Origin of the sequence: Acinetobacter pragensis (assembly GCF_001605895.1) — a bacterium.
Classification (GTDB): Bacteria; Pseudomonadota; Gammaproteobacteria; order Pseudomonadales; family Moraxellaceae; genus Acinetobacter; species Acinetobacter pragensis.
This window is the reverse complement of the sequence record NZ_LUAW01000001.1, coordinates 204,763-216,285: the sequence shown is the minus strand read 5'-3', so window position 1 is coordinate 216,285 and position 11,523 is coordinate 204,763. Positions and strand designations below refer to the sequence as shown.

Sequence of the window (11,523 nt, the reverse complement as noted above, 5' to 3'; positions counted from 1 at the left end):
CGTAGCCGATTAAGAACAGGGCAGATACGGCATAGCGCGGGCGCGGTTTGGAGCTGAACCACCACAGCACAATAAATAAAATTAAGCCTTCGCACAGCGCTTGATCGTCGGCACGCAGGGTGCAATAAAGTCCAGCTTACAAGTAAAAAATTATTTCTTATTAATTCTGCTTGTTCAGAATTAAACTGCACATATTTAAAAATAGTACTTAGAATTTTTTTAATATTTATATCATTAACACTATAACCTAGAAAAACTATTGGATTATGAACAAACAAAGAAATTAATTGTGCTCGAATTAAATCATATCTCTGATCAAAGTCAGCATAGTCTTCTGTCGTAAAAACCAGTTCTTCTGGGTCATCTACACTTCCATGAATTTTATATACAGAACCATAAGGATTACTTAATAATATATTATTACCAACCAAAGGCTCAAAACCTGTAATATTTTCAATCAATTTATCATAATTAGTTGTAATTATTGATGATATGTTCTTCGATAATAAATTAAATACTTCCAATTCATCAATCTTTCTATCTTTTTTTTCTAAACTAGTTAATAAAGATGCTATATAGATTTTAAACTTATCAGAAGTAACACCTTCCGAACTTTTACGATAATATTCATCATTAATATCCTTAAACTTACCATTACGATCTTCTGATATTTGACGATTAAACTCATCCTGTAAAAATGATGCTAATTGCATGTAATCGTAAGTACCTGACTTTCTGTCATAAACTTTTCCTTTCAAATCAAAGAAAAACTCATCATTTCCTTTTAATTCAAATGCAATTTTTTTAAGAAGACCTTCCCAAGAATATGAATTTTCAAGATAACGTAGACTAAAACCCGTACCAACGAATAGTACAGGATGATTTTTATAATTATTAATAAAATCAAATATATCCATAGATTTATTACATATCTTACTTGTTGTATGATTGATTTATAACATTAAAAAAATAACAGTTCCATCATTTAAAATTGAAATCTAGACAACAATCTAAGAATTATAAACAATACGAGTCCAACCTTCTGATTATTTCTTAGAAAGCTTCATTAGTATGAGAAATTGCAATTAATGAGATTCTTTAAGACAGTAATGATAAATGGCTTCTACCACATCATCAATCCGCCGCATTATCCGCCCATTATCAAATCTCAGAACCTTCAATCCAAGTTGAGCCAAAGCTTCATCTCTCATCTGATCTGCTTCCAATCCTTCTTCTGTATAGTGCTGACTACCATCACGCTCAATGACCAAACTGACGGCAGGACAGTAAAAATCTACGATGTAATTCAAACTTAGCACCCTCTCCCCAACCCTCTCCCAAAGGGAGAGGGAGCATTCATTGTGAATTCAAAACCCATATAAATTCAATAATGGATATTCCCTCTCCTCTTAGGAGAGGGCTAGGGAGAGGTTTATAATTTGAAGTGATGCTTCTTAAATGCCCTTTTTTACACTTTTATGTCAGCAAACATTACTTTTTTCGATAATAATAAGCCTATTCAAAATCTCCCCAATAAACGTGAAGGCCCTCCTCCATGAAAAAACTCATGAACGGTGCAGAAAACATCGTCGTAGAAATGTGTAAAGGCCTTGTCCTTGCCCATCCAGAACTCAGCTTTAATGAGTCATACAAAATCATTTCACGAAAAGAAAAACACCAAAATGTAGCACTCATCAGTGGCGGCGGCAGCGGTCACGAACCTGCACATGCAGGCTTTGTCGGTACTGGCATGCTGGATGCTGCTGTTTGCGGTGACGTGTTCGCATCGCCTTCGCAAATTCAGGTTTATAAAGCCTTACAGCAAGTCGCCACGGAAAAAGGAGTGCTGATGATCATCAAAAACTATTCTGGCGATATGATGAATTTCCAGAATGGCGCGGCGCTGGCAGCAGATGACGGCATACAAGTGGAATATGTCAAAGTGGCAGATGACATTGCAGTCAAAGACAGCTTATATACCGTCGGCCGACGCGGCGTGGCAGGCACTGTATTTGTACATAAAATTGCAGGCGCTGCAGCAGCCAAAGGCTACGACTTAGCGCGCGTAAAAACAATTGCACAAAAAGCAGCAGACAATGTCACCAGTCTAGGTTTTGCATTTACATCATGTACCGTTCCCGCGAAAGGCACACCGACCTTTACATTGGCAAATGATGAGATCGAATACGGCGTCGGCATTCACGGTGAGCCAGGCATCCGCCGTGAAAAAATCCTGCCATCTAAAAAATTAGCGCAGCGCATTGTCGATGACTTATTTTTAGACCGTCCCGATTTAAGTGAAGTTGCCGTGCTGGTCAACGGTTTTGGCTCTACACCAATGCAAGAACTGTATGTATTCAACCATGACGTTTGTCAGCATTTGGCTAATAAAGGCATCAAAATTTACCGCACCTTTGTCGGTAACTACATAACCAGTATCGACATGGCTGGCGCATCTGTTTCCTTACTTGCATTGGATGACGAGCTAAAAACTTATTTAGATGCAGAAGCCAACACCCCTGCCTTTAAAATGGACGGTGCTGCTGCCCTGCCAATTGAATTTTCCGAGAACACTGCACAAACCGCTGCAGCCTTAAACACCGGCATTGAAACGCATGCTGAACATGCAAAAATTGTGAATGAACAATTCACAATTGAAAACATGCGCTATGTGGTGGATGTCATGTGCGCCTGCATCATTAAAAATGAAGTGCCGTTCTGTGAGCTGGATGCACATGCGGGTGACGGCGATTTTGGCATGAGCGTTGCAAAAGGATTTAAACAGCTGAAACGCCAATGGCCTGAATTGCTTCAAGCTCAACAAATGGATGTGTTTCTGCTCAACTGCTCAATGATTATTATGGAATATTGCGGCGGCGCTTCCGGCCCAATTTGGGGTTCGGCTTTCCGTGCAGCCAGCAAGGCAGTCAAAGGCAAAACCACTTTAAGCGTGTCTGACTTTGCCCAATTATTGCAAATGGCCGTTCAAGGTATCCAAATCACTGGCGAGCGTTCATTTGGCCGCGGTGCTGTGGTGGGTGACAAAACCTTGATTGATGCGCTAGTGCCTTGTGCAGACTCTTGGTCAAACAACACTGATAAATCATTTAAAGAAAACTTTGTCCTCGGTGCGCAAGCAGCCGTTCAAGGCGCTGAAAAAACCAAAGACATCGTGGCGCGTATGGGCCGTGCCGGTACGGTGGGTGACCGCAGCTTAGGCTACCCAGATGCTGGCGCACATGGCCTAGGGGTGATCTTTACGGACATTGCGCAACATATCAAATAAGCAAAAAAGCCCTGATCATTCGGGGCTTTTTAAATATTACAGCCATTCAAACACCGTATTTTTGACAAATCCGATTTAGCTTTTAAGGTGTATTTTCACCACATTCAAATGATGCATCATCTCGCGTATAAAAACAAAATAAGCCAACAATGTTAAATCAGGCTCCGCTTTTGCTGTGTAATATTCAAGACGTTCCGTAAATTCGTTAAAGGCATGCTCCATCAGCATACGGTCAATGACGGCGGCATGATTAAAAAAAGTGCAGACAGCTGCCGCATCAACTCATCTGAAGTTTGCGCAGTTCGCTGGGTGTGATAATCCAGCTTCAGCTGCTCAAGAATTTCTTCAATGACATAGATCATATTTTCAATCGCTAAAGCATCAAGACGTCCAAAACGGATACTTTGTGAGGCAATAAAACTCAAACCCTTGGCAATTTCAAACCGCTGCTCACCAATTTCAATTTGGAACGAGTCTAAATTCAGCGAAAACCTTATTGCAGCCTCTGCATCCGTCATTTCATCCCCTCCCGCGCCGCAGTACTCTCAGTGAATACAGCGCTATGCATCATTTACTTTACACACATTGCGCCGAAGTAAAAGTCAGGCTGTCTCATTCATTGCATGAAACAGCTGAATTTTCATTGTTTAGATGATATCAGGATGGTTTGTTTTGAGTCTTGGGTAAAAACACTGTGGCAATTCCCAGCAAAGGCAGCAATGAGCAAATACCGAAGACCCATTCAATGCCTTTTAAGTCGGCCAAATATCCTAAACCGGCCGCCGCTATGCCGCTGACACCGAACATGAGGCCAAACATCAAGCCGGCAATCATGCCGACCCGCCCAGGAACGGCTTCCTGCGCATACACCACCATCGCGGCAAAAGCAGATGACAGCACTAGCCCTGTGATGATCGACAATACTGTGGTCCAGAACAAATTCGCATACGGCATCATCAACGCGAACGGCGCCATTCCTGCAAAAGAGACCCAAATCACCGCTTTGCGCCCAATTTTGTCGCCAATCGGCCCGCCTGCAAATGTGCCCAGCGCTACCGCAGCCAAAAAAGCGAATAAGTGCAACTGCGCGCTTTGCAAGCTCAGCTGAAATTTATGCATCAAATAAAACGTGAAGTAATTGCTGATGCTGGCGATGTAGGTAAATTTGGCAAACATCAGTACACAGATTGTAGAGAGCGCAATCATCAATTGCCGGCCATGCAGTTTGCTTTGCACCTGATTAACCCGCGCCGCCGCTTGTTTTTTACTGTAGCTGATGCTCCAGCGGCTCACGCCAAACAGCACCCAAATCGCCAATAGCGCAAATACAATCAGCCATGCAACCGCATGCTGTCCAAATGGGACAATAATCAGCGCAGCCAATAAAGGCCCGATAGCCGTGCCGGTATTGCCGCCCACCTGAAAAGTCGATTGCGCCGTGCCGAAACGCCCGCCCGATGCCATGCGCGCCACACGTGACGCTTCAGGATGAAAAGTTGAAGACCCGACACCAATCAATGCCGATGCCATTAACAGCACCATAAAATTCGGTGAGAACGCCAGCAGTAAAATACCGCTAAAAGTCACAACCATGCCCAGCGGAAGCAAGTAAGGCTTTGGATGCTTGTCGGTGTAGAGGCCAATCCATGGCTGCAGCAGCGATGCTGTAATTTGATAGACCAATGAAATCAGCCCGACTTGAGCAAAGCTGAGCGAAAAGTTGGCTTTAAGCATCGGGTAGATGGCCGGCAGGACAGCTTGGATTAAATCATTGAGTAAGTGCGCAACAGCCACTGCGCCCACTATTTTAAGAATCATGCCTTGAGGCTGCACATGAACCGCCGCTTCGTCCATGCCCTCTTTCATCTGAATTGAAGACGTCATGCCTCTCAAACTCCATGTTTTTTTCATCAGAATTTGATTGTAAAATGTCATTCATAACACTATCTTCCAATAATCATTGTATAAGTGACAATTTTAACCAAAGCATGCCAAACTCACTGATTCAAACTGAAATGTCCGAACTGGTGATTGGACTCTCATCAGAGCATACCTATCGGGAAATTACTCCTGCGCATACACATACGCGGGCGCAGTTTCTATATGCTTCTACCGGAATGATTCAGGTCTTTACGCCCAATCATGTATGGATCGTGCCGCCCATGTGCGCGCTTTGGATTCCAACACATCTGGAGCACAGTGTAATTTCGTTGAGCCGGGTCAAACTGAATACGGCTTTAATTGAAGCCAATGCCGCCGCCTTACTGGGCCAGCACTGTTTTATTATTCGGGTCAGCAAGCTGCTGCATGAACTGTTAATCCGCTTAAATGCCATCGAACATATTCCGCCCTCAGAGCTGATCAGTTCTGATGAACTTTCACGCTCCTTGCAGATTTTAATTTTTGATGAAATTCATAAGGCTAATCTGCTGCCGATTCAAATTCCTTGGCCGCAAGACAAGCGCCTGCTAAAAATTTGCCAAGCGCTGTTAAGCGCGCCTGATCAGTTAAAAGATTTAGGCACATGGGCCGATGAGATTGGTGCCAGTTCCAGAACCTTAATGCGCATGTTTCAAAAGGAAACCGGGCTGTCTTACCGGGCGTGGATCCAGCAAATGCATATCGCCCATGCTTTAAGTAAAATTGCCAATGGGGAATCAATTGCACAAATTTCAAAGTCGCTAGGATATTGCAATCCAAGCGCATTCAGCACCATGTTCAAGCGTCATTTGGGACAAACGCCGCAGCAGTTTAAATATAAAGATGAATAATCAGCGGTCTTCTGCGTTTAAGCGCCCAGCCGTTCCACAAATAGTATGCTATTCAAATGATCTACCTCATGCTGCACAATCCGCGCAGGAAAGCCTGAAAACTCAGCCGTCACCGGTTTGCCGTCTAAGCTGAAATAACGCACTTGGATCTGCTCTGCCCGCGCCACTTGCCCGCGTTCATTCGGCACGCTCAAACAGCCCTCCTCACCCAAAACATACTGCTCAGACATATGCAGAATTTCAGGGTTCACCATCACCACGGCCTGCATATCAGGTGCATCCGGATAACGCAGGTTCGGACGCGAAGCCACAATAATCACCCGCTTAGACACATAGACTTGCGGCGCGGCTATGCCGACCCCGTTGCGCTCCAGCATGGTCGCTTGCAGAGCCTGCGCCAAAGCATGCAGCCATGCTGTGCCGAACTCCTGATCGGCTACCGGCGCGGCCGTCAGGCTTAAAATCGCTTCGCCGCGTTGCGCCACGGGCAATACTGTACTCATACATGATCTCTTGTGAATGAAAGGAATAAACTAGACAGTGCAGGAAAAAAGTCTACGAATATGTCGCATGCTTTAATCATAGCTTAAGCTAACTAAGATACAACAGACAGTTCCTGCACGTTTTTTCATTCACTTAGAAGTAAATCACGCTATGTTTGACTGGTTTTCCCTAGTGCAGCACTACGGCTACATCGCTGTTTTAATCGGTTCTTTTTTTGAAGGGGAAACGGTACTCATGCTGGGCGCCTATGCGGTGCATCAGCATATTTTATCCTTTTGGCCGCTGGTCGGCATTGCCATGATCGGCGGCTATTTAGGCGATCAGTTCTATTATTTTCTTGGCTACAAATATGGTTACAGCTTTATCCGCAGCCGCCCCAATCTGAACAAAAAGTTCAAGCGCGCCAGCCAGATGATTGTGCGCTTTCCCACCCTGTCTATATTGCTGATGCGTTTTTTATGGGGTCTGCGGACTATCATTCCTATGAGTTTCGGCATTCTGCGCTATCCTGCACTGCGCTATTCGGCCGTCAACCTGCTGGCCAGTTTTATCTGGGCTTTTGTGGTCATCAGTGTTGGGCTGCAAGTCAGTCATTGGCTGCATGTGTTTTGGCATATGCTGCTGCCGCATCAAAAAAGAATCATCATTATTGCGGCCGTCATCAGCTGCATTGTCCTTGCCCGTATACTGTACGGCAGACTTGTTAAGCTGCAGGACCATCCGGAATAACGCGCATCCAGAAAATTTAACCCGCATTCAGACTGAGCTCATCCTGCACTGCTATATCTCTGATTATTCAAGTGTTCACTTCTTCTGGGAGTACTAATGCAAACCACAGCGCTGCTGCTCAGTGTCATTTTCAGTTCAGTTGGCTTAGGCTATTTTATTTACGGCAAAAAGCAGCAGCAAAGCGTGCCGCTGATCTGCGGTTTGGCGCTGATGATCTACCCTTATTTTATTGACAGTGCGGCCCTGATGTCCGCGATCGGGATATTATTGATTGCTGTCCCTAGGTTTATCCGCCTCTAAGCAGCTTGATATACCTACTGGCTAACCAGCAGGTAGTGAGTTAATCAATAAAATGGTCTCAATGCCAGCGTATCCAGATATTTAGGCGGATGGAAACATGCACACAAGCGCCTCTGAAATGAATAATTCTATAAATTTCAGGCTTTAATAAAAAAAAGTTATTTACCCTTCAATAAAGTTTGATTATTCAACAATTTTTCTGTTCATTAAAATCAGTGATTATTTCCAGCCTACTGCATATGGACGATTTGCATGGACGCTCAGCCACGCTTAACCAAAGAAGATAAACGCACACTGGGACTCTCCTCCTTAGGCGGCGCCTTAGAATTCTATGATTTTGTGATTTATGTTTTTTACGCCAAAATCATTGCAGAACTGTTTTTTCCCAGCACGCTCAGCCCATTCTGGGCCATGCTGAACACTTACGGCATTTTCGCCGCCGGCTATTTTTTCCGTCCGCTGGGCGGTGTGGTCATGGCGCATTTTGGTGACTTAGTGGGCCGAAAACGCCTGTTCAGCCTGTCTATTTTATTGATGGCGCTGCCCACCTTAATGATCGGCATCATGCCTACCTTTGAAAGCATCGGCTATGCGGCGCCTTTACTGCTATTGCTGATGCGCGTGGTGCAAGGCATCGCCATTGGCGGTGAAATTCCAGCAGCATGGACTTTTGTTTCAGAGCATGTGCCTGAAAAAAGAATCGGCATTGCCAACGGCTTGCTGACAGCGGGCCTATCCTTAGGGATTTTACTGGGCGCGCTGATGTCCTTGTTTATCTCGCTGAAATTCAGTGAAGCGCAAATTCATGACTGGGCTTGGCGCCTCCCCTTTATTGTTGGCGGTATTTTCGGTTTTATCGCGCTGTATTTGCGCAGCTATTTAAAAGAAACGCCGGTTTTTAAAGCCATGCAGGAAAAGAAAGCGCTGGCAAAAGAGCTGCCGGTCAAGCAAGTTCTGGCGCAGCATAAAACTGCGGTAATCATTGGCATGCTGTTTACTTGGTTTCTCACCGGCTGTGTCGTGGTGCTGATTTTAGCCATGCCGAATCTGCTGACGGGCGCCTTTGGCTTTGAACGCGCCGATGCTTTTAAAATGCAAAGCGCAGCCATTATTATGCAGATGGCGGGCTGTATTGCAGCTGGCCTGCTGGCAGACCGCTTCGGTGCAGGCAAAGTAATGCTGCTGGGTTCTGCAGCCGTCGCGGCGATTGCGGCTGTATTTTATAACAGCCTAGGCCATGTCGCGCCATCGACCGTATTTATGCTGTATATGCTGCTGGGCTTCAGCTCAGGAACCGTCGGCATGGTGTCCTACAGCATGGTAAAAATGTTTCCTGCGCAAATCCGTTTCTCGGGGATCTCTTTTTCTTATAACCTTGCCTACGCCATTGCCGGCGGTATCACATTGCCTTTAGTTCAATGGCTCAGCATTTACAGCAAAATTGGCGCGCTATACTACATTTGGGTGGTCTGCTTGGCAGCCTTCCTAAGCGCTTTGCTGTACCGCGCACGCTTTGAAAAACAGCCCCAGCGCCAGCCCAATGCGGCAGAAGCTGACTTGAGTTGACATCTATCCAGCAAGAAACCGCTGCACAAACTGCGGCGGTTCAGTGATATAAAAAGAGCGGTTCAACCGCTCTTTTTTAAAGGCCTTATACTGACCATGCGGTTTAATCATCAAAAACCGGTAAATATCTTAAACATTCAGATTCTTGCGCAGCTCATCTTCCACAATATCAATTTCCAGCTGGCTGAAACGGCGGATCTCGCCTTCAGCATGCTTTTCCAATATACCGCCAATTAATGGCACTTTCACTTTGACCGTCCATTGCAGCTGAAAGCGGATGTGCGACTCATCCCCTGTCACGGTACGCTGACACTGAGCTTCTAAAGGCAAATTCGGATCCAGACTCACCTCAGAGGTCAGTTGCGCTAAATTGCTGACGTCTGTGCGCTTTAAACGGAAAGCGTCTTTTAAGAATTTTTTAGCGATATCCGGAATATTGACATCTAAATTATAAGCGCGCTTTAAGGTATAGATATCGCCGGTTTTCTGTGATTCTAAAATTTCTAAATTGTCGCCAGGAATGCGCTTGCACACCGCTTCATGCAGAGAGATATCCGCCGCTAAACGCTTAAACTCATCCAATGAAACGCCTTGAATCGCTGCGTTGACAGTAAATTGATGCGCCATGTTGTTTTCCTATTCTCTATTGCTCTTCATTGTTTTTATTGCTTCGGCTCAGCCAAGCCCGCAGCGCATTAAATCTTGTTGCTTGCATCCTGTCATTGACTCAAACGCCACAACACAGCACAAGGACGCCATAATTTTAATAAAGCAGCCTCAGATTCTTTTTACTGCAACGTTCACATCACAAAACCATCGGTATAAAACTGCGGTCACCATCTTGCTGTCACGGTAAAATCCCGAATATCTGGAAGAAACCGTCCCTAAGTCTTTTGTGCCTCAAGCGGGATAAATCCCGTATCTGCAAATCAATAGAGCTTAAAAAATCAAAGATTATTCCGCTGCTGCTGCCCGCTCTTTTCATACAGTACGGATCGTCTATTGTCAGCGCAGTCAATCAGTAAAAACTGCATTTTGTACTCAATACGGATACAGTACTGTTCAGCGCCATCATCCAAGCCCGCCACAGACCAAACGGTACCCTTTGGGAACTGCTGCAGCCAATCTGCCTGATAAAAATCAGAGATGCAGTCAAAATTTAAATACATGTCCGGCTGCTGCAGAATATCCAGCGCCAGTACATCAAATTTTTTCTGCTGTTCATGCTGAAAATCAATAAGCATATTTCACCTTTAATACAGTATTGCGGGTCTGGCCATTTTCTTAGTATAGCGCGGGGCAGCCGCTGGAATAATATGAAAGGCCGGACTGGCTTAGCGACTTGAAATGAATGCGCCAGTCAATTTTATGGCATTGACAGTATTCTAACGATCGTTTAAAAATTAAATCAGCAGAAATAATGATCAATAAAAAAGAGAATATGAAATGGAACAGCACGAAATAGAACATCAAGGTAAAGTCAGCCGTGAAATCCGCGGCCATATTATGCTGATTGGCCTTGACAGAGCGGCAAAGCGCAATGCCTTTGACAGCCATATGATTCATGATCTGTCATTGGCCCTGACTGAATATGAAGATCATGCAGATTTGCGCTGCGCTGTCATCTTCGCGCACGGCGGGCACTTTACCGCAGGGCTGGATTTGGTTGAACTGCAGCCTAAACTGGCATCAGGCGTTTTCGACTTTGCAGAAAATCAAATCAATCCTTGGGGCACGACCTCCCGAAAACGCAGTAAACCAGTTATTACCGCAGTGCAAGGCTATTGCTATACCGCCGGCATTGAGCTGATGCTGAATGCCGACTTAGTCATTGCGCAAGATGACTGCCAATTTGCGCAGATGGAAGTACAGCGCGGTATTTTGCCTTTTGGCGGCGCGACAGTGCGTTTTGTGCAAGCTGCCGGCTGGGCCAAAGCTATGCGCTATCTGCTGACGGGCGACAGCTTTAATGCACAGACCGCCTTAGAGCTAAATCTGATTAATGAAGTTCTTGAAACTCCACCGCTAGCCCGCGCGATAGAGCTGGCCGAGCAGATCTCCCGCGCTGCCCCCTTAGCCGTGCAGGCTACATTAGCCTCTGCTCAGGAGGCCCGATTGCATGGGCCTGAAACTGCTTTTGCACAATTGCAGCAGCATCTCAATCCATTGCTGCACACTCAAGATGCGCAGGAAGGCGTTATGGCCATGCTGCAGCGCAGGCCTCCCCAATTCAAGGGGCAATAAATTTAACAGTCCGTCATTTCAAGCCACACTGCCGAAAAAGCCAATTCATCAAAGATGCATAACGCTTGCATTCCTAAAGATGGCTTTAAGCAAATGATGTTCGATGTTCAGCACAATTAAATA

The 11,523-nt window shown here is 45.3% G+C and carries 12 protein-coding genes and 2 pseudogenes; 6 read left to right on the top strand and 8 right to left on the bottom strand.

Annotated elements, in window-relative coordinates; translation table 11 throughout:
• The 3 genes and pseudogenes from AZH43_RS18300 to AZH43_RS01020 form a co-directional block, all read right to left on the bottom strand.
• Positions 1-103 (bottom strand): annotated as a pseudogene (locus AZH43_RS18300) (prolipoprotein diacylglyceryl transferase); the annotation flags it as partial.
• 28 nt (positions 104-131) lie between these two features.
• Positions 132-917, bottom strand: a pseudogene (locus tag AZH43_RS01025) (SIR2 family protein); the annotation flags it as partial.
• Between the two features lie 168 nt (positions 918-1,085).
• Entirely contained in the window at positions 1,086-1,367 is a 282-nt protein-coding gene (locus AZH43_RS01020) for a DUF559 domain-containing protein (protein WP_081406740.1), read from the bottom strand.
• Positions 1,368-1,555: 188 nt separating this feature from the next.
• On the opposite strand from AZH43_RS01020, the gene dhaK reads away from it, so the two are divergent.
• A complete protein-coding gene (gene dhaK / locus AZH43_RS01015) occupies positions 1,556-3,286 on the top strand; it encodes a dihydroxyacetone kinase subunit DhaK (RefSeq protein WP_067665487.1) in 1,731 nt (576 codons plus the stop codon).
• A gap of 221 nt (positions 3,287-3,507) precedes the next feature.
• Here dhaK and AZH43_RS01010 read toward each other — a convergent pair whose 3' ends face one another.
• Complete coding sequence (locus AZH43_RS01010) at positions 3,508-3,804, bottom strand: hypothetical protein (protein ID WP_081406739.1); 297 nt, start codon at positions 3,802-3,804, stop codon at positions 3,508-3,510.
• Between the two features lie 139 nt (positions 3,805-3,943).
• Positions 3,944-5,170, bottom strand: a complete 1,227-nt coding sequence (locus AZH43_RS01005; RefSeq protein WP_067665518.1) for an MFS transporter — start codon at positions 5,168-5,170, stop codon at positions 3,944-3,946.
• Positions 5,171-5,274: 104 nt separating this feature from the next.
• Here AZH43_RS01005 and AZH43_RS01000 point away from each other — a divergent pair, with 104 nt between their 5' ends.
• Entirely contained in the window at positions 5,275-6,057 is a 783-nt protein-coding gene (locus AZH43_RS01000) for an AraC family transcriptional regulator (RefSeq protein WP_067665484.1), read from the top strand.
• A gap of 17 nt (positions 6,058-6,074) precedes the next feature.
• Here the strand turns inward: AZH43_RS01000 and def are convergent, their stop codons facing one another.
• Positions 6,075-6,560, bottom strand: coding sequence for a peptide deformylase (gene def / locus AZH43_RS00995; RefSeq protein ID WP_067665481.1), 486 nt, complete (start codon positions 6,558-6,560; stop codon positions 6,075-6,077).
• Between the two features lie 151 nt (positions 6,561-6,711).
• On the opposite strand from def, the gene AZH43_RS00990 reads away from it, so the two are divergent.
• The 3 genes from AZH43_RS00990 to AZH43_RS00980 all read left to right on the top strand — a co-directional run bounded on the left by AZH43_RS00990 (position 6,712) and on the right by AZH43_RS00980 (position 9,156).
• Positions 6,712-7,290, top strand: coding sequence for a DedA family protein (locus tag AZH43_RS00990; protein WP_067665478.1), 579 nt, complete (start codon positions 6,712-6,714; stop codon positions 7,288-7,290).
• 96 nt (positions 7,291-7,386) lie between these two features.
• A complete protein-coding gene (locus AZH43_RS00985) occupies positions 7,387-7,590 on the top strand; it encodes an amino acid transport protein (protein WP_067665477.1) in 204 nt (67 codons plus the stop codon).
• A gap of 252 nt (positions 7,591-7,842) precedes the next feature.
• Complete coding sequence (locus tag AZH43_RS00980; RefSeq protein WP_067665474.1) at positions 7,843-9,156, top strand: MFS transporter; 1,314 nt, start codon at positions 7,843-7,845, stop codon at positions 9,154-9,156.
• Between the two features lie 129 nt (positions 9,157-9,285).
• Here the strand turns inward: AZH43_RS00980 and AZH43_RS00975 are convergent, their stop codons facing one another.
• Positions 9,286-9,783, bottom strand: a complete 498-nt coding sequence (locus tag AZH43_RS00975) for a DUF2505 family protein (protein WP_067665471.1) — start codon at positions 9,781-9,783, stop codon at positions 9,286-9,288.
• Positions 9,784-10,103: 320 nt separating this feature from the next.
• Positions 10,104-10,400, bottom strand: coding sequence for a hypothetical protein (locus tag AZH43_RS00965; RefSeq protein WP_067665466.1), 297 nt, complete (start codon positions 10,398-10,400; stop codon positions 10,104-10,106).
• Positions 10,401-10,602: 202 nt separating this feature from the next.
• On the opposite strand from AZH43_RS00965, the gene AZH43_RS00960 reads away from it, so the two are divergent.
• Entirely contained in the window at positions 10,603-11,400 is a 798-nt protein-coding gene (locus tag AZH43_RS00960) for a crotonase/enoyl-CoA hydratase family protein (RefSeq protein WP_067665463.1), read from the top strand.
• Positions 11,401-11,523 lie beyond the last annotated feature (123 nt).